We start from the raw sequence: 23,652 nt of genomic DNA, 5'->3' as shown, positions 1-23,652 counted from the left end.
ACGACGGCATACATAGATACCACCTTGCAAAACCCTCCCCTCGCCATGCTGGGCCCTCATCCCCAGCCTGGAGAAAGTGCCCATGAGCACGCCCAAAGCCCCCACAGCCGAAGAGGTCAAAAGTGACCTCAACCAGATCGGCGATTACTTGTTTCAGGTACCCGGTCCATTGCTACCCGAAGAAAAACCGACCACCGAACAGACCTACCTGAAAAAGCTCAACGAGCAGCTGAAAACCTACCGCACCGGCTACCTGCAACGCAGCCGCGCGCTCTACCAGACGCTGGAATCCAGCGACCTGCAAAGCGCCGCCGGCAAGCAGCTCATCGCGACGCTGAAGATCAGGCTCAACACCCAACTGATCAACATGGACCTGCGCGACCTGATCGATGGCAAGCCTGCGAAAACCTTCCTCAAATACGATGCCGGTTTCACTGCCATCGGCCACGAAGCACGGCAAGCTGTCAGCGATCGCCTGCTCCCTCCGCAAGCCGGCGAATTGCTGAATAAACTCGACCTGGGACCGATGCTGCGCCCCGCCATTTACGCCCTGCAATTCACTTATCAGGACACCACGGTCGAGTTGGCGGGCGCTTTTGTGGTTACGGAAAAGGACAGCCCACGAGTCAGCGATCTGCTGACAGATCAGAGCGTCGGTTACGCCGTATTGTTCACTCCCGCACGGGGCATCGAGTCCTTCGATTCCCTGGCCGATCTCGACACCCACCTGCGTGCGTCGCTGGACCAGCGCAGCAGCCGGGCTGAATTCATGCAATTGCTACCGACGCGCTACCACGACATCGGCGCGGCAGGGATCTGGCCACTTTCGCTCGCGTCCATCGACAGCAAACCTCTGGTCGAACATACCTACGATGCGCTGATTGAAAAACGTACGCAGGATATCGAGCGTGCCTTCAGCTTCGCTGACAACTTGCTGGAAGACCCTGCGCTGTTGCTTGCAGCGCTCGATAAAGCGATCGCCGTCGCCCTGCCGGATCTGACGCCACGCCTGGAGTTACGCGCACAAACCCTGTTCGAACGCCACCTGCGCTACAGCGCACCGGACTGGTACCGCAGCGCCAGCAGCGCAAAACAGCTCGAACTGGCGCAGCACTTGAGCAACTACCAGCAGGCACGGCAACACTTGCTGGATCACATGGAGCCCGTGGGTACCCTGATGGCCCTGGCTCGTCAGCAATGGCTGGAACGTCTGAGCGATGATCTGCAAATCGACGATCTCGAACCGGAAAAACTGCAGATCAGCACTGACCGTCGGGTGCCGGGGTACGGGGTTTATGTGCATCAAGGCAATCTGCTCGATCTGGCCTTGCGTGGCCCACACACTGATGATGAATTGCCAGGTTCGCAATTTCTGAGCTACACCACCCTCACCTATGACGGCGCACCTTTGTCACCAGACCATGCTGACCTGACGCCGGCATGGCTGGTCAAACAAGCGATGACCCTGGAACCGCGCATTGCCTTCAATCGCCTGCAAAAAGACATGCACGCCCGAGCCGCCATCAAACCCGCCATTGAGCAAATGCTCGATCAACGTATCGTCGCCCTCGCCCATACGGCTGTGCTGCAAGGGCACCTGCTCGACAGTGATCTGCCAATGATCCAGCGCTTGCGCAGCGGCGGCGATCCACACCTGCGCGCCGCCACCCTGTCGCTGCACGGAGCACAACTGCAGGATTTGTGGGTGCTGCGCCAGAGCGACGCCAGTGGCGCCATCAAGCGCATCTTGCTGTGCACGCCGCAGGCCCCTCGCGAGCAACAGTTCCAGGCCTTCGGCAGTGAACGTGAATGCCAGACCCACCTGTTAGGCTGGGCGAAACACAGCGATAGCGCCGACAGCATGGCGGGCTACCTGATCAGCCGCGCACCGATGCGCTTTCGCCCCACGCTGCGCAAAGTTCTGGCGGGCCTGAGTTTCAAGCCAGAAGCGCTGGAACACCAGAAGGTCACTTTCGACAACTGTGGCGACCATCTTCTTTGCCTGAAGGCAATGGCCGAACATGTGCTCGCTACCCGCGTTGATGACTACGACCTCAGCACACCGCTGTGGTATCGCTCGACCACCGCAGCCAACCGTAGAAAGCTTGCGACCCTGAGCGAAGAGGCCGAAGGCGCGTTGCTCGCATTCAACCAGCACGCCTTGTCCGGCAGCCACTTCCCGGCGTTTGATGACTATGTACACGAGCAGGCCAGAATCAGTCTGAACCACCTGCTCAAGCGCTCGGCCAACGATGTCGACCCGGATACTGTCTGGGCTTATTCGCCGATGTCCATCGTGCCCGCATTGACCCCTAAACCGCTCTCGTACACACAGCTGTATCGCGACGGTTATGCCGATGGCGTCGGTTTTCTCGACGAGAAATTTTCTCGCTCGGCCCGCTTCAAAGGCCCGCCGGGCGTCGATTTGAGCAGCCTGACCGCGCAGAATGTGGCGCGCTCGGTCACCGGTGTATGGATCGGAGAACGCTACACCAACAAGGTCAAAAGTGATTTGCAAAGTTCGACGAGCGAAGGCTACGAGTTCAGACGCAATACGACATTGGCGATCACTCAGCGTCAGTTGAAAAGCGCCGCGCTGGAATGCCAACTGCAAGGTCATATCGCCAGCCAGGATCTGCTGTGGCTGGAGCAAAGCATCAGCAGCATGGACGAAAGCTCTGGTGCCATTCGCACGAAGTTTCCCATCCATCGCCTGATGATCGACGGCGAATGGGTGATCGATACATGGCTGTTCAGCCATGCCGATAACCCCGTGCTGCTCTATACCCCGGACGCGCCAGACGGCGTCAGGTTTCGCGAAGCGCGGCTGTTCAACTACCTGCTCCAGCAGCAGGCCGGGATGATCGAATACCTCACATCCCGGGTTGGCGTGAGTGCTCAAACGCGCGTGCGAACGTTCCTCGAAAATGCGAAAAAACAGCTGCCCAAAGACCTTAACAAAACCACGCCAAGCCCGGCTCGCTACGACTCGACACCCGCCACCGCTGCCGTCAGCGATTTGCGCGCAGCGCTGTACAACATGAAGCTGCAACGGCGGATCGACAACGTCCATGCCACCACCACCAGTCGCGCCGAGATGATCGCCGGGCTGATCTGGACCAGTGTCGAATGGCTCGCCGCGATTGCCACCGCGCCGTTCCCGCTCTTGAGTTTGAGCACCGGCCTGCTGCTGGCCTTCAAGGACGCCATGCTCGCCATGCACGCTTATCGCCAGGGCAACAATGGCGAAGCCTTCCGGCATTTTCTCGGTTACTTGTTCAACAGTACCGGCGCGGTGCTGACCGATTTGCGCCCTGCCTTGCGCTCACTCAAGCCCGTACGTCGACCGTTGCGCCAAGCGATCGCCAGTGCCGCAGACGAACAGCAGAATGTCGTGACGTTGGTCGATCAGGTCGCGCCCGAGCCCAAGTGGGACGACATGCGTGTGGTGGTGTTCGGAGGTCAAATGTTCCATACGGGGAACAATCCGGACGCGCTCGGGCGTTATCTGCTTTATCGACATCAGCCGAACTCACCGTACCTCCTCTCGACCGGCATTCTGGTAGTGCCCAATGCAGATGGCGTGATGGTACGCAGCGGAGTGGCCGGCGGCGCGCCCAAGTACGACGCCGTGCCAGAGACACCGGGCCCGCACAAGGATTACGGCGTGGCGGACAAATACCGGCAGCGCGTAGAAATAGTGATGAATCCACAGACCCGAGGGGACATCATCATGCGCAGTCAAGACTACATGGGCACCAATCCCCATGCGATTCTGATCCGTGCAGTCGATCAACTCGCCTCGACCCGCGCCGCCTACGTGAAACAGGTCGAAAAACTCACCACCGATGCGACCCGTCATTTCGCCGAGCTCGCCCCGCTGCCCGCTCGCGCCGAAGTCTCGGCGGTTGCCGCTGATCTCTCACCTGCACAGCTGATCGCTAGCGACGCATTCAAAGGGAAAAACCTGGTGATCGGCGCCCAACCCGGTTCTATCGCCAGCAAACAATTGCTGATCGATGACATGGACGCACTGGCTGTTATCGGTTTCAAGCGCCTGTATGTCGAGTATCTGGCGGGGGATGTGTTTAACCTCAAACTGGAGAAAATGAACAAGGGTGGCACCTGGAGGCACATCGAAACCCATCTCAAAGCGGTTGACCGCGCACTGGGGCATGAGAAAGGTGCGCCATACTCGTATCTGGCACTGGTGCAAGCCGCTCGGAAACAGGGCTTGACGATCCACGCACTCGACGCCTCGACCAGTTATCAACTGGAACACGCCATGGTGATGGCCGATATCTCGCCATTGACCCCGCGCAGCAACAGCATCCGAAATTTCTATTCGCACAAGACGCTATCGGCCGATATCGCTGATGCAACTGACGAACGCTGGATCGTCCTCACCGAACAATCACGCATGAGCACCTTCGATAACACGCCGGGTCTGGCCGACCTGCACGATGCCATTGCCCTGCGTGTTGAAGACATCGACCTGAACCAGGCCCAACGGGTGGGCCTGGATTCGCCAGGTTCGATCGCCGGGGATCCGGCGGCGAGGGGCGACTACCTTGTACAGACACCGACCGCGTATAAAGCTCCCCAACCGGTCTCGAAGCCAACGGCAGCTGTCCCCGTGGTTGATCATTTCAGCGACTACGACATTGCTCCATCGCTGCGTGACGACATCACACAAATGTTGAATAAACCGTACTCAATGGATTCACACTACCGCCCGGTTGCACCCAGTGAACAAGTGGCCTATGACGCCTTCATCGCCAATCGCACGCGTCTGGAGAAAAAGGCCAGAGACACGTTTACCGACTACCTCCCTCCCGAAGCGCCGATTCTGCCATCGCTTACGTCTGACACTTCATTCGAAGCTTTCCTGCAGCAATTGTCCGAGCGGCGCCTGAACCTGCTGATCGGCGAAGCCCATGCACATGTATCGAGCAAAGCGCTGCTGAAAAAGCACATGAAGGCGCTCAAGCAAGCCGGTTACGACACGCTGTACGTGGAGCATGTATTGACCGATTTGCATCAGGCCGATCTGAATATGTTTCTACAGACCCAGCGCATGCCGGACAGGCTCAAAGCTTATTTGCGCAATCAGGATCTTGGGCACATGCCCAGCTATGCCGGTAACGATACGTACACCGAGGTCTATCAGGCAGCGGCCAAATACAATGTCCGGATCAAAGCGCTCGATTGCACGGCGTCTTACCACACCAAGGGCCTTTCGGACGAAGTTGTTTCGCGAAACGAGATGTTCAGCTATTTCGCAACCCAGGTGATCGAGGCCGACCAACTGGCGAACGGGCCGCATAAATGGGTGGCGCTCATTGGCAATGCGCACACCAATTACAATCTCGGCGTACCGGGCCTGGCGGACACCCTGTCTGCTGCCAGCCTCCACGTGCGCGACACCACCGCTGAGCTGGCCAGAGATATTCACCACGGCGCAGGGGAAATCGTCGCAGATGCGACTCAAAAAGGCGGAGCCAAATTCCGTGGCCTGCGAAGCGATTTCCTCATGGAAGTAGCCGTTGCCGGAACAAAAACGCCTGCCGCGACGACGTCTGTCAGCCGCAGCAAGTTAACTCATCCCGGGCTGTTCCTGATCGAGCATGAGGGCTCGAGCGGAGTTCGCCTGGTGCATAAATCCAAGACCGGCGACATCGTTGTCACGCCGATTCAGGTGAATGACAAAGGCTTGTTGTTCATCGATCGCTGGGAGAAGAAAGATCAAGGGTTCAAATATCTACGCACGCTGATCGAAATGCTTGTTACAGACGCCAAGTTGACGCAGGTGACGTAACGCCGGTTCGCTCGCACGTTTTCAGAACCACTGGGTTTAGAGGCTCAGTGGTTTTTTTATGCCGTGGTGGTGACTCTGCATCGCCCTTCGCGAGCAGGCTCGCTCCCACAGTTTCAACCGAGCACATTGGAAAAAACTGGTCGGCTGTCAGGCTGGCTCCCCGAAGTGGAATGAATTCATCCACAAAATCGGGGCCAACAAAAAACCCGCAGACAATCACTCATCTGCGGGTTTCCCGTTTCAGCAGCCAAAAGATCAGAAATCTTCCAGCCGCCACACCTCATAAGCCGGCATCTCATACGGATGACTCGATTTCAACGCTGCCACAACAGCAACAATCAACTCATCCGCAACAACAAGCTCAACCTTCCATTCCTCGACCCGCTCAACCTGCCCCGCCTCACCAATAAACGGCTGACTGCCATCCAGCGGCCGAAACTGACCCGAGCCAAGCACTTGCCACGCACAGTGGTCGTAGTCACCGATCCGCCCGCCACCGGCAGCGAACACAGCGTCCTTGACCACCTCGACATGACTGTCGGGAACGAAAAATGCGAGCTTGAACACAGGCCTCAGTTCACCCAGACACGGGCATTACGGAACATACGCATCCACGGTGCATCTTCGTTCCAGTCTTCCGAGCGCCACGAGTTCTGCACCGCGCGGAACACCCGCTCCGGGTGCGGCATCATGATCGTCACGCGACCGTCACGGCTGGTAAGGCCGGTAATGCCCCGCGGCGAGCCGTTCGGGTTGGCCGGGTAGGCTTCGGTGACCTTGCCGTGGTTATCGACAAAACGCATCGCCACGCAACCGGACAGATCGGCTTCCAGCAGTGCTTCTTCGCTGGCGAACTCGGCGTGACCTTCACCGTGGGCGATGGCGATCGGCATGCGCGAACCGGCCATGCCCTGCAGGAAGATCGAGCTCGACTCCTGGATCTGCACCATCGCCACGCGCGCTTCGAACTGCTCCGAGCGGTTGCGCACGAAGTGCGGCCAGAACTCGCTGCCCGGAATCAGCTCGTGCAGGTTGGACATCATCTGGCAACCGTTGCACACGCCGAGGGTGAAGCTGTCGTTACGTTCGAAGAAGCCCTGGAATGCGTCGCGGGCGCGGCTGTTGAACAGCGCCGACTTGGCCCAGCCTTCACCGGCACCGAGCACGTCGCCGTAGGAGAAACCGCCGCAGGCCACCAGGCCTTTGAACTCGTTGAGATCGACACGACCGGCGAGGATATCGCTCATGTGCACATCGATCGCGCTGAAACCGGCGCGGTCGAACGCGGCTGCCATTTCCACCTGACCGTTGACGCCCTGCTCGCGCAGCACGGCAACCTGTGGACGGATGCCTTTCTTGATATAAGGCGCGGCGACATCCTGGTTGACGTCGTAGCTGAGCTTGACGCTCAGACCCGGGTTGTCTTCTTCCAGCAGCGCGTCGAATTCCTGCTCGGCGCAGTCGGCGTTGTCGCGCAGACGCTGGATCTGGTAACTGGTCTCGGCCCACTGACGCTGCAGCAGACGCCGCTGGCCTTCGAACACGGTGTCACCGTTGAAGGTGATGTTGATCTGGCCATTGTTGATCGGCTGACCGATCACCGACACGCAGTCGCCCAGACCGGCGGCGCTGAATTGCGCGAGGATGTCCGGGGTGGCGTCCTGACGAACCTGGATCACCGCACCCAGTTCTTCGTTGAACAGAATGCCGGCGATTTCCGAGGCGGATTCGGCAACGCTGTCCAGGTTCAGGCTCAGACCGCAGTGGCCGGCGAACGCCATTTCCACCACGGAGGTCAGCAGACCGCCGTCGGAACGGTCGTGGTACGCCAGCAGGTGACCGTCGGCGTTGAGGCCCTGGATCACCGCAAAGAAGGCTTTCAGGTCTTCGGCGTCATCGACATCCGGTGCGTGCTGGCCGAGCTTGCCGTGGACTTGCGCAAGAATCGAAGCCCCCATGCGGTTCTGCCCGCGACCGAGGTCGATCAGGATCAGGTCGGTGGTGCCCTTGTCCATGCGCAGTTCCGGGGTCAGGGTCTGACGGATGTCAGCCACTGGCGCGAAACCGGTCACGATCAGCGACATCGGCGAGGTGACGGTTTTTTCTTCGCCGTTGTCGTTCCAGCGGGTGGCCATGGACATCGAGTCCTTGCCCACCGGAATGGTGATGCCCAGCTCAGGGCACAGCTCCATGCCGACCGCTTTTACGGTGTCGTACAGACGCGCGTCTTCGCCCGGGTGGCCGGCCGCCGACATCCAGTTCGCCGACAGTTTGATATCGGAAAGCTTGTTGATGCGCGAGGCGGCAATGTTGGTGATGGTTTCGCCAATCGCCATGCGGCCCGATGCCGGGGCGTCCAGCAGAGCCAGCGGCGTGCGCTCGCCCATCGCCATCGCTTCACCGGTGTAGACGTCGAAACTGGTCGCGGTGACGGCAACGTCGGCGACCGGCACTTGCCATGGGCCGACCATCTGATCACGGGCGACGAGGCCGGTGATGGTGCGGTCGCCGATGGTGATCAGGAAGCTCTTGCTCGCCACGGCCGGGTGATGCAGAACGCGCTGGATGGACTCGGTGATGTCGAGGTTCGACGGATCGAAGTCATCGCCCAATTCAGCTTCGCGAACCACCGAACGGTGCATGCGCGGGGCCTTGCCCAGCAACACCTCCAGTGGCATGTCCACCGGGTTGTTGCCGAAGTGGCTGTCGGTCACGGTCAGTTGCGGTTCGGCGGTGGCTTCGCCGACGACGGCAAACGGGCAACGCTCGCGTTCGCAGATCGCCTGGAAGCGCTCGAAGTCTTCCGGGCCGACCGCCAGCACGTAACGTTCCTGGGATTCGTTCGACCAGATTTCGTGCGGGGCCATGCCCGGCTCGTCGTTGGGAATGTTGCGCAGTTCGAAACGGCCACCGCGGTCGCCGTCGTTGACCAGTTCCGGGAAGGCGTTGGACAGACCGCCCGCGCCGACGTCGTGGATGAAGCTGATCGGGTTCTTGTCACCGAGTTGCCAGCAACGGTCGATGACCTCCTGGCAGCGACGCTCCATTTCAGGGTTTTCACGCTGCACGGAAGCAAAGTCCAGATCCGCCGAGCTGGTGCCGGTAGCCATCGACGAAGCCGCGCCGCCGCCCAGGCCGATCAACATCGCCGGGCCGCCGAGCACGATCAGCTTGGAGCCAACGACGATCTCGCCTTTCTTGACGTGTTCTTCGCGGATGTTGCCCATGCCGCCAGCGAGCATGATCGGCTTGTGGTAACCGCGCACTTCGTCACCGTGCGCAGTGGTGATCGATTGTTCGAAGGTACGGAAGTAGCCAGTCAGGGCCGGACGACCGAATTCGTTGTTGAACGCGGCGCCGCCGAGCGGGCCTTCGATCATGATGTCCAGTGCGGTAACGATGCGCTCAGGCTTGCCGTACGGCACTTCCCACGGCTGTTCGAAGCCGGGGATCTGCAGGTTGGATACAGTGAAACCGGTCAGGCCGGCCTTTGGCTTGGCGCCGCGACCGGTTGCACCTTCGTCACGGATCTCGCCGCCGGAACCGGTCGATGCACCCGGGAACGGGGCGATCGCGGTCGGGTGGTTGTGGGTTTCGACCTTCATCAGGATGTGCACCGGCTCCTGCACCGCACCGTACTGGCGGGTTTCAGGGTTCGGGAAGAAGCGGCCGGCAACGTTGCCGACGATCACCGAAGCGTTGTCCTTGTAAGCGGACAGCACGCCCTCGCTGTGCATCTGATAGGTGTTCTTGATCATGCCGAACAGGCTTTTTTCCTGGCTCTGACCATCGATGTCCCAACTGGCGTTGAAAATCTTGTGACGGCAGTGCTCGGAGTTGGCCTGGGCAAACATCATCAGCTCAATGTCGTGCGGGTTGCGCTTCAAACCGTTGAAGGCGTTGACCAGATAGTCGATCTCGTCTTCGGCCAGGGCCAGGCCCAGTTCAGTGTTGGCCTTTTCCAGTGCAGCGCGGCCGCCACCGAGAATGTCGATCGCGGTCAGCGGCTTCGGCTCGGCGTGGCTGAACAGACCGGCGGCCTGTTCTAGGTTGGCCAGCACGATCTGGGTCATGCGGTCATGCAGTGCGTCCGAAATCAGTTGGGCTTCGGCTTCGCTGAACTCACCGGCGACATAGAAGGCGATACCGCGTTCCAGGCGCTGGATCTTGCTCAGGCCGCAGTTGCGGGCGATGTCGCTGGCCTTGCTCGACCACGGCGAGATGGTGCCGAAACGCGGCAACACCAGAAACAGACGGCCGGTCGGCTCTTGAACCGGAACACTTGGGCCGTACTTCAGAAGGCGCGCTAGCACCTGCTGTTCGTCGCCGGTCAGGACGCCGGTGACTTCGGCGAAGTGAGCGAATTCAGCATACAGGCCACTGACAGCTGGAACCTTCTGGCTCAGTTGCTCAAGGAGTTTGCTGTGGCGAAAGGCAGAAAGGGCAGGAGCGCCGCGCAGGATCAACATCTTCGGGACAGCCTCGGGAAGGGGTGTGCTTTGAGGCCGTGCATTCTAGCCTAAACCGACCTCAACATCACCCGAAACGCTACGCACGGTTGCACTCGGGTAGCAATCTGTGTTTCTGCCTTCGGAGTCAGGTAAATCGGGCGTTTCAGCGCGGCTTATTTTTTATGTAACAAAGTGCCCTGAAGGCCCGTTCTCAAGGTATTTCGCGCGAATTTGTGATCGCTAGCAGACTCGTCCTACGCTGTCGAGATATGGCGCCAGTGGCCGTTTGCGTATACTGCGCAGATGTTTTTCCCAACGGCTTTGCGTCCGCGATACGCCAAATGGCTGATCGCAACCGGACTCTTCCTGATGCTCGGTGGTTGTGTTGATAAACCCAACACACTCGAGCGCGTAAAGGAGGACGGTGTGCTGCGGGTGGTTACCCGCAACAGCCCCGCCACCTACTTTCAGGATCGCAGCGGTGAAACCGGCTTCGAATACGAGCTGGTGAAGCGTTTCGCCGACGATTTGGGCGTCGAATTGAAGATCGAGACCGCCGACAATCTCGACGACCTGTTCAATCAGGTCGGCAAGCCGAACGGCCCGGTGCTCGCGGCCGCCGGTCTGGTCAGCAGCGATGAACGCAAGAAGCAGGTGCGGTTCTCCCATTCCTACCTTGAAGTCACCCCGCAGATCATCTACCGCAACGGCCAGTCGCGCCCCACCGATCCGGTGGATCTGGTCGGCAAGAAGATCACCGTGCTCAAGGGCAGTACCCACGCCGAGCAACTGGCCGAACTGAAGCAGAAATATCCCGGCATCGAGTACGAAGAATCCGACGCAGTTGAAGTGGTCGATCTGCTGCGCATGGTCGATGAAGGCCAGATTGACCTGACGCTGGTCGACTCCAACGAAGTGGCGATGAACCAGGTGTACTTCACCAATATCCGCGTAGCTTTCGACCTTGGTGACGCGCGCAGCCAGAGCTGGGCGGTTGGCCCGGGCGAAGACAACAGCCTGCTCAATGAAATCAATGCGTATCTGGACAAGGTTCAGAAAAACGGCACCCTGCAACGCCTGAAAGACCGCTACTACGGCCATGTCGATGTACTCGGTTATATGGGCGCCACCACTTTTGCCCAGCATTTGCAGCAGCGTCTGCCGAAATACGAACAGCACTTCAAGAACTACGCGAAGAAAGAGAAAGTCGACTGGCGCCTGCTGGCGGCCATCGGCTATCAGGAATCGCTGTGGCAGCCGACGGTGACCTCGAAAACCGGCGTACGCGGCCTGATGATGTTGACCCAGAACACCGCGCAGGCGATGGGCGTGTCCAACCGCCTCGATCCCAAGCAGAGCATCATGGGCGGCGCCAAGTACCTGGCTTATATGAAGGATCAGCTCGACGATTCGATCCAGGAACCGGACCGCACCTGGTTCGCCCTGGCGGCGTATAACGTCGGCAGCGGCCATCTGGATGACGCACGCAAGCTGGCGGCGAAGGAAGGCTTGAATCCGGACAAGTGGCTGGATGTGAAAAAGATACTGCCGCGCCTGTCGCAGAAGCAGTGGTACAGCAAGACCCGCTACGGCTACGCCCGCGGCGGCGAACCGGTGCATTTCGTGGCGAACATTCGTCGTTACTACGACATCCTGACCTGGGTGACCCAGCCGCAGCTTGAAGGCGATCAGGTGGCCGAGGGCAACCTGCATGTGCCGGCGATCGACAAATCGAAACCGGCGCAGGAACCTGCCCCGCTCTAACCAACACTTCAAATCCAACTGTGGGAGCGGGCTTGCTCGCGAATGCGCGGTGTCAGTCGACATCATCTTTGGCTGACCCACCGTTTTCGCGAGCAAGCCCGCTCCCATAGTTGTTACGCGCTGGCCTTTAAACCTTGGCCGCGGCCAGGATCAGGGCTTTCATCTCGAACACGGCGGACTTGAACCCTACGAACAACGCATGCGCCACCAGCGCGTGGCCGATATTCAGTTCGTTGATGCCCTTGATCGCCGCCACTGCTTCGACGTTGTGGTAATGCAGGCCATGTCCGGCATTGACGATCAGGCCCTGAGCCAGACCGAACGCCACGCCATCAGCGACGCGCTTGAGCTCTTCGGCCACTTCGGTGGGAGTTTCGGCATCGGCGTAGCGCCCGGTGTGCAGTTCGATCGCCGGCGCACCGATGCGCTTGGAGGCGGCGATCTGCCGCTCGTCGGCGTCGATGAACAGCGATACTTCGCTGCCGATTTTCGACAACCGCTCCACCGCAGCCCTGATGCGTTCCTCCTGTCCCGCCACATCCAGGCCACCTTCAGTGGTCAACTCCTGACGGGTTTCCGGCACCAGGCAGATATGCGCGGGGCGAATACGCTCGGCAAACGCCATCATTTCTTCGGTGACGCCCATTTCGAAATTCATGCGCGTTTGCAGCACATCCTTGAGCAGCAACACGTCGCGTTCCTGGATGTGCCGGCGATCTTCGCGCAGGTGCACGGTGATGCCATCGGCCCCCGCCTCTTCTGCGTCCAGCGCCGCCTTGACCGGATCCGGGTAGCGCGTGCCACGGGCCTGACGCAGGGTGGCGACGTGGTCGATGTTCACGCCAAGAAGAATGCGATTGCTGGTGGTCACGAGTGCGCTCCTGAAGGGAAGAATTCGGCGCACAGCATATCAGGGCTTGCGAAACAGCTCGCGACTGACAAGCGGACGCCCGCCCAAATGGACTGCCAGCGCCTGGCGCATCAGACGCTTGGCCGCCGACAGCGCACCGTGCGCCGACCAGTCGGCCTCGGCCATGGCCAGCAGTTCAGTGCCGTTGAACAGGCCTGGCTGCAACAGATAAACCCGCTCGAGTCCGGCATCGACTTGCAGGCGATAGAGACCGTCCGCAGCAACAGGATCGCCATGAATGTCTGTATTCATGGAAAAACCGTAGCCAAGATCATCCAGCAGCCGCCACTCGAAGGAGCGCAACAATGGCTCAAGCGGTCGGCCTTCGGCGAGCGCCAACAGGGTCGCGGCATAGTGATCAAACACCGCAGGATGCGGATCCTCGGCAGGCAGCAGGCGAATCAACAGTTCGTTGAGATAGAGACCGCTGAACAGCGCCTCGCCGTTGAGCCAGGCGGAGGTGCCAGAGCTCTCCATGCGCCCGACGTTTTTCAGCTCACCCTTGCCACGGAACTCGACCTCCAGCGCCACAAACGGTCGCGCCAGCGTCCCGGCCTTGCCCCGCGCACTGCGCAACACCGCCCGCAGCCGCCCTTGTGGCGTGAGGAAGTCGACCAGCGCACTGGATTCGCGGTAGGCGCGCGAATGCAGGACGTAGGCGGATTGGGCGGGAGGCGGGTTTTGCGACATTGAGTTCTCGATGAAAAAACGCATTCCTGAGTCAACATAAACCCAATGTGGGAGCGGGCTTGCTCGCGAAGGCGGGGTATCAGTCGAAGAATGTATCGACTGATACCCCGCCTTCGCGAGCAAGCCCGCTCCCACAAGGGTTCTCTGGTGTATGAGAAAACCGGGGCTGTTACAGGTCGCCATACCCCAGCGAACGCAGCGCGCGCTCGTCATCGGACCAGCCACCTTTCACCTTGACCCACAGGTTGAGCATGATCTTGGAGTCGAACAGCAGCTCCATGTCCTTGCGCGCTTCGGTGCCGATGCGTTTGATGCGCTCGCCCTTGTCGCCAATGATGATTTTCTTCTGGCCGTCACGCTCGACAAGAATCAGCGCGTGGATGTGCAGGGTCTTGCCCTGCTGCTTGAACTCTTCGATTTCGACCGTGATCTGGTACGGCAGCTCGGCGCCCATCTGGCGCATGATTTTCTCGCGCACCAGTTCGGCGGCAAGGAAACGGCTGCTGCGGTCGGTGATCTGGTCTTCCGGGAAGAAGTGATCATTCTCCGGCAGGTGATCGGCGATGACCTTTTCCAGCGCGTCGAGGTTGTGCCCGTGCTGCGCGGAAATCGGGATGATCTGCGCGTTCGGCAGCTGTTCCTGCAACCAGCTCAGGTGCGGCATCAGCTCGGCTTTGTCTTCGATGCGATCGGTCTTGTTCAGCGCAACGATCAGCGGGCCAGTGACGTATTGCACGCGTTCGAGGACCATCTGGTCCTCTTCGGTCCACTTGGTGCGGTCGACCACGAAAATCACCACGTCGACGTCTTTCAACGCTGCCGAAGCGGTTTTGTTCATGTAACGGTTCAGGGCCTTTTCGCCGCCCTTGTGCATGCCCGGGGTGTCGACGTAGATCGCCTGCACGTCGCCCTCGGTCTTGATGCCGAGCATGTTGTGGCGCGTGGTCTGCGGCTTGCGCGAGGTGATCGCGAGTTTCTGCCCGAGGATGTGATTGAGCAACGTCGACTTGCCGACGTTGGGACGGCCGACGATGGCAACGTAGCCACAGCGAGTTGCGTTTGTATCAGTCATTGCCATTCTCCACGCCCAGGGCAATCAATGCTGCGGCGGCCGCTACCTGTTCGGCAATACGACGGCTCACGCCTTGACCTCGGCTTTTTTCATTCAATAAGACCACTTCGCACTCGACGAAGAAGGTTCGGCAGTGCGGTTCGCCCTGGATATCCACCACTTCGTAGCGTGGCAGTTCGCAACCGCGCGATTGCAGATGTTCCTGCAAGCGGGTTTTCGGATCCTTGTTGGTATCGACCAGCGTCAGGCCTTCGAATTCGCCGGCCAGCCAGGCCAGCACGCGCTCGCGGGCGACGTCCATGCCGGCGTCGAGGTAGATCGCACCGATCAGGGCTTCGAGGGCATCGGCGAGGATCGATTCACGGCGGAAACCACCGCTCTTGAGCTCACCCGACCCCAGACGCAGATAATCGCCGAGGTCGAAACCGCGAGCCAGTACGGCCAGCGTCTCACCTTTCACCAAGCGCGCGCGCAAACGCGACAACTGGCCTTCGCGGGCCAGCGGGAAACGATCGAACAGCGCCTCGCCAGCGACGAAGTTGAGGATGGCATCGCCGAGGAATTCCAGACGCTCGTTGTTGCGTCCGGCAAAACTGCGGTGCGTGAGGGCCAGCAGCATCAGCTCCTGATCCTTGAAGGTGTAACCGAGCTGGCGCTCGAGACGGCTTAGAGAAACGCTCACGGTTTACCCACGCTGAGTTCGTGGCTGGTTTCCACTGCCATCGCCGGGGTACGGCGCAGGCCTGGGACAATTAACGCTGTGTTCAAAAAAAAGATCCTGGCGATTGCGAAGCCGATTGTGCCGGCTCCAGAAATGCATTCGGCGCTGTGGTCAACAGCGCCGTGTTTGATTACTTGATCAGGCCGACCCGCGAGAAATTCGGCAGGTGGCTGAGTTTCGGCTCCGGCCAGCTCATCCAGACCGCGAAGGCCTTGCCGACGATATTGCGGTCGGGAACCATGCCCAGCAGGTCCTTGGGAATGTTCGGATCATCCCAGTAACGGCTGTCGTTCGAATTGTCGCGGTTGTCGCCCATCATGAAGTAATGCCCGGCAGGCACTGTCCACGAACGATCCGGCGTGGCGCGATAGCGGCTCATTTCCTTGCGGATCAGGTGCTCGGCGGCGCCCAGCTTCTCTTTGTAGAGTTCAGCGCTGCCCAGCGTGCCCGGTTCGGCGCCGACCATTTTCTCGGCAATCGACTCACCGTTGACGAACAGACGCTTGTCGGCGGTGTAACGCACCGTGTCACCCGGCAGGCCGACCACACGCTTGATGTAGTTGACGTTCGGGTCGCTCGGGTAGCGGAACACCATGACATCACCGCGCTGCGGATCACCGACTTCGATGATCTTCTTGTCGATCACCGGCAAGCGGATGCCGTAGGAAAACTTGTTCACCAGAATGAAATCGCCGACATCCAGGGTCGGTTTCATCGAGCCGGACGGAATCTGGAACGGCTCCACCAGGAACGAACGCAGAACCAGCACGATGAACAGCACAGGAAAGAACGACTTGCCGTATTCGACCAGCAGCGGCTCTTTGTTCAGCTTCTCGACCACCACAGGCTCGGGCTGGCTGACACTGCCTTGATACGAGGCAATGGCAGCCCGCCGACGCGGTGCCAGGAACAGCAGATCAAGCAACGCCAACAGGCCGCAGACGAACACGGCGATGACCAGCAACAGCGGGAAATTTAGCGACATAGGACCTGATTATTCCAACCTGAGCACGGCGAGGAAGGCTTCCTGTGGAATTTCCACGTTGCCGACCTGTTTCATGCGTTTCTTACCGGCCTTCTGCTTCTCGAGCAGCTTCTTCTTACGACTGACGTCACCGCCGTAGCATTTGGCCAATACGTTCTTTCTGAGTGCCTTGACGGTTGTCCGGGCCACGATCTGACCGCCGATGGCGGCCTGGATCGCCACGTCGAACATCTGACGAGGAATCAGTTCTTTCATCTTCTCGGTCAACTGGCGACCTTTGAAGTGCGAATTGTCACGGTGCACGATCAATGCCAGGGCATCGACCTTGTCGCCGTTGATCAGCACGTCCAGTTTCACCAGATTAGCCGATTGGTAACGATCGAAATGGTAGTCCAGCGAAGCATAGCCGCGGCTGGTGGATTTGAGACGATCGAAGAAGTCCAGGACCACTTCGTTCATCGGCAGGTCGTAGGTGACTTGCACCTGATTACCGAGGAACAGCATGTCGACCTGAACGCCGCGTTTCTCGATGCACAGGGTGATGACGTTGCCCAGGTGTTCCTGCGGCACGAGAATATTGGCGCGCACGATTGGCTCGCGCATGTCCTCGATTGCCGACACATCCGGAAGCTTCGACGGGTTGTCGACGTAAATCGTTTCACCGGTTTTCAGCACCAGCTCGAAAATTACTGTCGGCGCGGTGGTGATCAGATCCAGGTCGTACTCGCGCTCAAGACGCTCCTGGATGATTTCCATGTGCAGCATGCCGAGGAAGCCGCAACGGAAGCCGAAGCCCAGCGCGTCGGAGCTTTCCGGGGTGTACTGAAGCGACGAGTCGTTCAGGGTGAGCTTCTGCAGCGCTTCGCGAAAATCCTCGAAGTCGTCGGAGCTGACCGGGAACAGACCGGCGTAAACCTGTGGCTGGATGCGTTTGAAACCCGGCAGCACAGGCACATCAGGCGTGGAGCTCAGGGTCAGGGTGTCACCGACCGGCGCACCGTGAATGTCCTTGATGCTGGCGATGATGAAGCCCACTTCGCCGGCCTTGAGGTCAACGGTGGCAGTGTGTTTCGGGTTGAACACGCCAACGCTGTCGACCAGGTGCACCTTGCCGGTGGACTTGACCAGAATCTTGTCGCCCTTCTTCACGCGACCGTGGCGCACGCGAACCAGGGAAACAACGCCCAGGTAGTTGTCGAACCAGGAGTCGATGATCAACGCTTGCAGCGGATCTTCGATGTTGCCGGTCGGCGCAGGGATGGTGTGCACCAGACGCTCGAGCACTTCGTCGACACCCAGGCCGGTCTTGGCGCTGCAGGTGACGGCGTCGGTGGCGTCGATGCCGATGATCTTCTCGATCTCGTCCTTGACGCGATCCGGCTCGGCCTGTGGCAGGTCGATCTTGTTCAGTACCGGCATGACCTCCAGGCCCTGCTCGATGGCGGTGTAACAGTTGGCCACGGACTGGGCTTCGACGCCCTGCCCCGCATCGACCACCAGCAATGCACCTTCGCACGCAGCCAGGGAACGGCTGACTTCGTAGGTGAAGTCGACGTGACCCGGGGTGTCGATGAAGTTCAGCTGATACGTGATGCCATCTTTGGCTTTGTAATAGAGGGTAACGCTATGGGCCTTGATGGTGATCCCGCGTTCACGCTCAAGATCCATGGAATCCAGTACCTGGGCTTCCATTTCACGCTCGGCCAGGCCGCCGCACATCTGGATGAAACGGTCAGCCAGCGTCGACTTGCCATGGTCAATGTGGGCGATGATGGAGAAATTGCGGATATGACTCAAATCACTCACGGATCAACACTCAAAAAGGCTGCAGGCTTGGCCCGCCGAAAAATAGCCGGGAATTGTACCTGATACACGGCGCAAGCGTCACGTTCGCCTGTCACCCGGATCGCATGCAAAAACGCCCCGATCTGGCGACCGAGGCGTTTTCAGGGTTCAAGCGCTGAATGAAAGCTTGTTCATCAGCCCGCTCGCCTGAGCAGCCAGACACCCGCCAGCGCACACACGCCGGCCGGCACCAGCACCGCAAACAGCGGCGAGAAACCGAACACCAGACTCGATGGCCCCAGCAGATCCTGGACGATGCGGAACGTGAAGCCCACCAGCACGCCGGTGAAAACACGCTGACCGAGGGTCACCGAACGCAGCGGACCGAAGATGAAGGAGATCGCCATCAGCACCAGCGCGGCAGTCACCAGCGGTTGCAACACCTTGACCCAAAATGCCAGCCAGTAACGGCCGTTGCTCAGGCCCTGCTCGGCCAGATAGTGGATGTAGCCCCACAGACCGCTGATCGACAGCGATTCCGGTGCCATGACCACGGTGCTGAGCAATTGCGGGCTCAACGCCACGTCCCACTCCTCGCTCGGGGCATTGACGACCTCCGTGCTGCGCTCGTGGAACAGCGTGGTGGCAACGTCGGTGAGCTGCCACTTGCTGCCGTCAAACTCGGCCTTCCTGGCGAAGCTGGAGCTGAGCAGATGGCGCTCCTTGTCGAAGTGATAGCGCGTCACGCCGTACAACAGACCGTTCGGCTGAACCGCGTTGATGTGGATGAATTCTTCACCCTGACGGTGCCACATACCGTGCTTGGCGCTTTGCGCGTCGCCGCTGCCCTGGGCCAGCGAGCGATTGGCCTGCGCCATGCTCTCGGTGGCCGGGGCGACGTATTCGCCGATCAGCACGCCGGCGAGCATCAACACCAGCATCGGCTTCATGACGGCCCAGACGATACGGCCGATCGACACGCCAGCGGCGCGCATGACCGTCAGCTCACTGCTGCTGGCCAGACTGCCGAGGCCGATCAGACAGCCGATCAGTGCGGCCATTGGCAGCATCTCGTAGAGCCGGCGCGGTGCGGTCAGCAATACAAAACCGAGCACGTCGATCAAAGTGTAGGTGTCGCTGACGTCGCCCATTTCATCGATGAAGGCGAACAGCGTCGCCAGGCCGAGGATGATTGCCAGCACGGCGATGATCGCCATGAACACGCTGCTGCCGATGTAGCGGTCGAGTTTAACCACGGGCCACCTCCAGCGCGGTGCTGCGACGGCTGGCCAGCTTCAGGCGCATCGGCTCCCAGTAAAGCAGGCCGAGGCCGATGACCAGGAAGATCGCGTGTACCCACCACAGGCCGAGGGCTGGCGGGATCTTGCCTTTTTCGAGGGCGCCGCGGGCGGCAATCAGGATGGTCAGGTAAGCCATATAAAGAAGGATCGCCGGCAGCAGCTTGAGGAAACGCCCCTGACGTGGATTCACCCGCGACAGCGGCACCGCCATCAGGGTCACGATGAACACCAGCAAGGGCAGGGACATGCGCCATTGCAGCTCGGTTTTCGAACGGATGTCGTCGCTGCCCCACAGGGACGAGGTCGGCATTGCATCGCGATCGGTGACTTCTTCGCTGACGTCCGGCTTGGGCAGCAGCACGCCGTAGGTTTCGTAATGAATGGCGCGGTAATCGGCCTGCCCGGGGCTGCCGTCATAGCGGTAACCGTTATCGAGGATCAGGTAGCGATTGCCATCGGGGCGGATTTCCTGGCGGCCCGACTCGGCGACCAGCACGGAAATCCCGCGGTCCTTTTTATCGGCGCCAAGGTTTTTCTGCGAGATGAACACGCTGCCGAGATTGACCCGATCGTCGCTCAGGGTTTCGGTGTAGGTCACACGGGTTCCGTCGCGCAGCGCCTGGAAGCGGCCCGGTTCGAGAGTGTCGAACTCGGTGAGCGCGTCCTGCTTGTTCAACAGCAGCTGAAACTGGTTGGCGCCCTGCGGAGCCAGGCCGAGGCTCAGCCACGCCACCACCAGTGCCACCAGCGTTGCCGGAAACAGCGTCATGCGAAACAGCTTCTGCTGGCTCATGCCGGTGGCCGAAAGAACGGTCATTTCGCTTTCGAGGTACAGGCGACCGTAGGCCAGCAGGATCCCGAGGAACAGGCCCAGCGGCAGAATCAGTTGCAGGAAACCCGGCAGACGAAAGCCCATGATCAGGAACAGCGAACCCGGATCGAGCTGACCGGCCGCAGCCTGCGCCAGGTATTTGATGAAGCGACCGCTCATGATGATGACCAGCAGCACGGCACTTACGGCGCTGAGGGTCAACAGGACTTCGCGGGACAGATAACGGAAGACGATCAAACCAGACACTCCAGGGTTGTCAGGCTAAGGCGGCCAAACAAGCAAACACATCGACCGGCCCGCCATGCAGAGCGGTCGAAAAAAGATGCGGCATTATCCTGTGATTGGGTGCGCCTGTCACTGCGCACACTCATCCATCTCCGTAATCCTTTGCTGATCGTACAACCTAGGGGGCGTTCTCAATTAGTTTTCACACCGCGCCGAGTCTGCTGTTGTGCAGGGCAAGGCGCGAGAAGCGTGGTTTGGTCATTCCAAATAAGCTTCGAGCAACGCAGCCCTGCACAACAGCAGGCCCGGCCCTTCGGGTTGTGCCTTAAAGCCGGCCAGTCTGCGTTGCAGGCCTTGGAAAGGGAACAACCATTCCCAGCGGCCTGCGCCTTGCCTGGCTGGCTTTGAGGCGACAACGCGGTGTGAAAACTAATTGAGAACGCCCCCTAGGGTTGTCAGGCGCGGGGAGCGAGGTTCAAACTGCGGCCCTTGTCGCAGGCTTTGGCCTGCGCCTCTTCTATCTATAAGCAGGCGACTGCGGACAGCGTCGAACGCCTGCGTGTTGACCATTCATTCAGGGATCCGGACATGGAACTGGTTGTAAAAAGCGTTAGCCCAGAAACGTTGAAAACCGCCACCCTGGTGGTTGCCGTCGGCGAAGGCCGCAAACTCGGTGTCGCCGCCAGACTGGTCGACGAGTCGAGCGGCGGTGCGATCAGCACCGTGCTCAAGCGCGGCGACCTGGCCGGCAAGGTCGGTCAGAGCCTGCTGCTGCACAGCCTGCCGAACCTGAAAGCCGAACGCGTGTTGCTGGTCGGCGTGGGCAAGGACGAAGAGCTGGGCGACCGTCCGTTCCGCAAAATCGTTGCCGGCATCCTCAACACCCTCAAAGGCCTGGGCGGCGGTGATGCCGTGCTGGCGTTGGATGAAGTCATCGTCAAAGGTCGCGCCAGCTACGGCAAGACCCGCCTGCTGGCAGAAACCCTGGTCGACGGCGGCTACACCTTCGACCAGTTCAAGAGCCAGAAAGCCGAACCGCGCGCCCTGAAGAAAATCACCCTGCTGACCATCAAGGCTGCGCAAGCCGAAGTGCAGCGCGCCGTGAACCACGCTACCGCGATCGCCAACGGCATGGCGTTCACCCGCGATCTGGGCAACCTGCCGCCGAACATCTGCCACCCGACCTTCATGGGCGAACAAGCCAAGAACCTCGGCAAAGAATTCAAGGATCTGAAAGTCGAAGTGCTCGACGAGAAGAAGATCAAGTCTCTGGGCATGGGCTCGTTCTATGCCGTTGGCCAGGGCAGCGCTCAGCCGCCGCGCCTGATCGTCATGCAATTCAACGGTGGCAAGAAATCCGACAAGCCATACGTGCTGGTCGGCAAGGGCATTACTTTCGACACCGGCGGGATCAGCCTGAAGCCGGGCGCCGGCATGGACGAAATGAAATACGACATGGGCGGCGCCGCCTCTGTGTTCGGCACCCTGCGCGCCGTGCTCGAGCTGAAACTGCCGATCAACCTGGTCTGCATCCTCGCCTGTGCCGAGAACATGCCGAGCGGCAACGCCTCGCGTCCGGGTGACATCGTCACCACCATGAGCGGTCAGACCGTGGAAATCCTCAACACCGACGCCGAAGGCCGTCTGGTGCTGTGCGATGCGCTGACCTACGCCGAGCGCTTCAAGCCGCAAGCGGTGATCGATATCGCGACCCTGACCGGCGCTTGCGTCGTCGCCTTGGGCGCGCACACGTCTGGCCTGCTGGGCAACAACGACGAGCTGATCGACCAATTGCTCAGCGCTGGCAAGGCTGCCGACGACCGCGCCTGGCAATTGCCGCTGTTCGATGAGTACCAAGAGCAGTTGGACAGCCCGTTCGCCGACATCGCCAACATTGGTGGCCCAAAGGCCGGCACCATCACTGCCGCGTGCTTCCTGTCGCGTTTCACCAAGAACCTCAACTGGGCGCACCTGGACATCGCCGGCACGGCATGGACCAGCGGCGGCAAGGACAAGGGCGCCACTGGCCGTCCGGTTCCGCTGCTGACCCAGTACCTGCTCGATCGCGCCAAAGCCTGAAACCGCTGAAAGGTGGCGTCACTCTCGGGTGTCGCCACTTGCCGCTCTGGAACCGCAATGACCAAAGTCGACTTCTATATCCTGCCCAGCGCCGATCCTTCGGCGCGCCTGGATTTTGCCTGCAAGCTCACCGAGAAGGCCTGGCGCATGGGCCACCGCATCTACCTGCATTGCAGCGATGCCGCCCAGCGTGACGATCTCGATGCGCGTCTGTGGGCATTCAAGGGTGAAAGCTTCGTGCCCCACGGCCCGGCCGACAGTGAGCCCGACGGCTTGATCGTGCTGGGACTTGGAGACGACTGCGGTGAGCATCAGGATCTGCTGGTCAATCTTGATCTGAAAGTCCCGGCCTTCGCCAGCAAGTTCGCCCGTGTGGCGGAAATGGTGGTCGAAGATCCGGCCATTCGAGCGGCGGCGCGGGAGAGTTTCCGTTTCTATCGCGAACAGGGCTATGCTCTGCAAGACCACCGTTTACAGCGACTCTGAGCACTCCAATGGACACTCCGAAACCGCAACAGAAGTCCGCACATCTGCTGGACGACCTCGAATCGATCCGCCAGCTGCTCGGCGACGACAACCTGCAACCGCCGCTGTTGACCGATACGGTCGATGACAGCGAACAGGAACAGATTCCGATGCTGTTCGATTCCGTCGGCAATCAGCCGGCGGCCGTCGAGCCGCCACCAGCGCCGACCCCAGCCGCTCCGGCTGCCGCACCGGTCGATAAAGGCCCGGATGCCTTGCTGCACCTGGACAGCGAACTGCGCGCCGCCGCGCAATTGATCATGCAAGACGTGATCGACGACTTCGCCCCGCACATCGAAACCGAAATCAAACGTCGCCTCGATGCACGGATGGAGCGGCTGCTCAGCCAGTACGAGTAACAACAAATCCAATGTGTGTGCGGGCTTGCTCGCGAATGCGGTGTATCAGTCACCGGCGTGTCGCCTGACTCACCGCATTCGCGAGCAAGCCCGCTCCCACAGTTGAACCGCACACTATCCTCCCCCCGCTCGCCC

General features: G+C 60.2%; 15 protein-coding genes. 5 read left to right on the top strand and 10 right to left on the bottom strand.

The genetic code is table 11. From position 1 onward, the window contains the following. The first annotated feature begins 82 nt into the window (after nucleotides 1-82). Nucleotides 83-5,818: a membrane-targeted effector domain-containing toxin gene (locus ACP7D9_RS19805; protein ID WP_426159274.1), complete on the top strand. Its 5,736-nt coding sequence runs from the start codon at nucleotides 83-85 to the stop codon at nucleotides 5,816-5,818. Between the two features lie 255 nt (nucleotides 5,819-6,073). Here the strand turns inward: ACP7D9_RS19805 and ACP7D9_RS19800 are convergent, their stop codons facing one another. Together ACP7D9_RS19800 and purL are read right to left on the bottom strand one after the other, a co-directional pair. Then, nucleotides 6,074-6,385, bottom strand: coding sequence for an NGG1p interacting factor NIF3 (locus ACP7D9_RS19800; RefSeq protein ID WP_426159273.1), 312 nt, complete (start codon nucleotides 6,383-6,385; stop codon nucleotides 6,074-6,076). Nucleotides 6,386-6,390: 5 nt separating this feature from the next. After that, on the bottom strand, nucleotides 6,391-10,287 hold the full coding sequence (gene purL / locus ACP7D9_RS19795; RefSeq protein WP_426159271.1) for a phosphoribosylformylglycinamidine synthase: 3,897 nt from the start codon (nucleotides 10,285-10,287) through the stop codon (nucleotides 6,391-6,393). A 285-nt stretch (nucleotides 10,288-10,572) separates the two neighbouring features. On the opposite strand from purL, the gene mltF reads away from it, so the two are divergent. Next, the gene (gene mltF / locus ACP7D9_RS19790) at nucleotides 10,573-12,033 is read left to right on the top strand and encodes a membrane-bound lytic murein transglycosylase MltF (RefSeq protein WP_101159342.1); all 1,461 of its coding nucleotides are present in this window, start codon (nucleotides 10,573-10,575) and stop codon (nucleotides 12,031-12,033) included. A gap of 127 nt (nucleotides 12,034-12,160) precedes the next feature. Here mltF and pdxJ read toward each other — a convergent pair whose 3' ends face one another. The 8 genes from pdxJ to lptF form a co-directional block, all read right to left on the bottom strand. Next, a complete protein-coding gene (pdxJ, locus tag ACP7D9_RS19785) occupies nucleotides 12,161-12,904 on the bottom strand; it encodes a pyridoxine 5'-phosphate synthase (protein WP_426159269.1) in 744 nt (247 codons plus the stop codon). Between the two features lie 39 nt (nucleotides 12,905-12,943). Beyond that, nucleotides 12,944-13,633: a DNA repair protein RecO gene (recO, locus tag ACP7D9_RS19780; RefSeq protein ID WP_101159340.1), complete on the bottom strand. Its 690-nt coding sequence runs from the start codon at nucleotides 13,631-13,633 to the stop codon at nucleotides 12,944-12,946. Between the two features lie 169 nt (nucleotides 13,634-13,802). After that, nucleotides 13,803-14,705: a GTPase Era gene (era, locus tag ACP7D9_RS19775; RefSeq protein ID WP_003221935.1), complete on the bottom strand. Its 903-nt coding sequence runs from the start codon at nucleotides 14,703-14,705 to the stop codon at nucleotides 13,803-13,805. Beyond that, nucleotides 14,698-15,387, bottom strand: coding sequence for a ribonuclease III (rnc, locus tag ACP7D9_RS19770; RefSeq protein ID WP_024011703.1), 690 nt, complete (start codon nucleotides 15,385-15,387; stop codon nucleotides 14,698-14,700). The genes era and rnc overlap by 8 nt, the downstream gene beginning before the upstream one ends. A 169-nt stretch (nucleotides 15,388-15,556) precedes the next feature. Then, nucleotides 15,557-16,411 (bottom strand): signal peptidase I, encoded by an 855-nt coding sequence (lepB, locus tag ACP7D9_RS19765; protein WP_101159339.1) that lies wholly within the window; start codon nucleotides 16,409-16,411, stop codon nucleotides 15,557-15,559. Nucleotides 16,412-16,420: 9 nt separating this feature from the next. After that, a complete protein-coding gene (gene lepA / locus ACP7D9_RS19760; protein ID WP_016771564.1) occupies nucleotides 16,421-18,217 on the bottom strand; it encodes a translation elongation factor 4 in 1,797 nt (598 codons plus the stop codon). A gap of 173 nt (nucleotides 18,218-18,390) precedes the next feature. Continuing rightward, entirely contained in the window at nucleotides 18,391-19,452 is a 1,062-nt protein-coding gene (gene lptG, locus ACP7D9_RS19755; RefSeq protein ID WP_426159265.1) for an LPS export ABC transporter permease LptG, read from the bottom strand. Further along, nucleotides 19,445-20,566 (bottom strand): LPS export ABC transporter permease LptF, encoded by a 1,122-nt coding sequence (gene lptF, locus ACP7D9_RS19750; protein ID WP_312995386.1) that lies wholly within the window; start codon nucleotides 20,564-20,566, stop codon nucleotides 19,445-19,447. The genes lptG and lptF overlap by 8 nt, the downstream gene beginning before the upstream one ends. A 576-nt stretch (nucleotides 20,567-21,142) precedes the next feature. Between lptF and ACP7D9_RS19745 the strand changes: the two genes are divergently transcribed. Genes ACP7D9_RS19745 through ACP7D9_RS19735 form a run of 3 tightly spaced genes read left to right on the top strand, consistent with a single transcriptional unit; the run spans nucleotide 21,143 to nucleotide 23,517 of the window. Then, complete coding sequence (locus tag ACP7D9_RS19745; RefSeq protein WP_426159263.1) at nucleotides 21,143-22,633, top strand: leucyl aminopeptidase; 1,491 nt, start codon at nucleotides 21,143-21,145, stop codon at nucleotides 22,631-22,633. Between the two features lie 57 nt (nucleotides 22,634-22,690). Further along, nucleotides 22,691-23,119, top strand: coding sequence for a DNA polymerase III subunit chi (locus ACP7D9_RS19740; RefSeq protein ID WP_101159335.1), 429 nt, complete (start codon nucleotides 22,691-22,693; stop codon nucleotides 23,117-23,119). 8 nt (nucleotides 23,120-23,127) lie between these two features. Beyond that, entirely contained in the window at nucleotides 23,128-23,517 is a 390-nt protein-coding gene (locus tag ACP7D9_RS19735; RefSeq protein WP_101159334.1) for a DNA polymerase III subunit chi, read from the top strand. Nucleotides 23,518-23,652 lie beyond the last annotated feature (135 nt).

Source organism: Pseudomonas sp. TSRC2-2 (genome assembly GCF_049897785.1).
Taxonomy (GTDB): domain Bacteria; phylum Pseudomonadota; class Gammaproteobacteria; order Pseudomonadales; family Pseudomonadaceae; genus Aquipseudomonas.
Note: the sequence above shows the minus strand (reverse complement) of the source record. Positions and strands in the feature narration are given on the sequence as shown.

Excerpts from the sequence above, each read along its gene's own strand:
- recO (WP_101159340.1), bottom strand. The coding sequence starts at position 13,633 with ATGTCGCAAAACCCGCCTCCCGCCCAATCCGCCTACGTCCTGCATTCG.
- ACP7D9_RS19745 (WP_426159263.1), top strand. The coding sequence starts at position 21,143 with ATGGAACTGGTTGTAAAAAGCGTTAGCCCAGAAACGTTGAAAACCGCC.
- ACP7D9_RS19740 (WP_101159335.1), top strand. The coding sequence starts at position 22,691 with ATGACCAAAGTCGACTTCTATATCCTGCCCAGCGCCGATCCTTCGGCG.
- mltF (WP_101159342.1), top strand. The coding sequence starts at position 10,573 with ATGTTTTTCCCAACGGCTTTGCGTCCGCGATACGCCAAATGGCTGATC.
- ACP7D9_RS19735 (WP_101159334.1), top strand. The coding sequence starts at position 23,128 with ATGGACACTCCGAAACCGCAACAGAAGTCCGCACATCTGCTGGACGAC.
- purL (WP_426159271.1), bottom strand. The coding sequence starts at position 10,287 with ATGTTGATCCTGCGCGGCGCTCCTGCCCTTTCTGCCTTTCGCCACAGC.
- era (WP_003221935.1), bottom strand. The coding sequence starts at position 14,705 with ATGACTGATACAAACGCAACTCGCTGTGGCTACGTTGCCATCGTCGGC.
- lepB (WP_101159339.1), bottom strand. The coding sequence starts at position 16,411 with ATGTCGCTAAATTTCCCGCTGTTGCTGGTCATCGCCGTGTTCGTCTGC.
- ACP7D9_RS19805 (WP_426159274.1), top strand. The coding sequence starts at position 83 with ATGAGCACGCCCAAAGCCCCCACAGCCGAAGAGGTCAAAAGTGACCTC.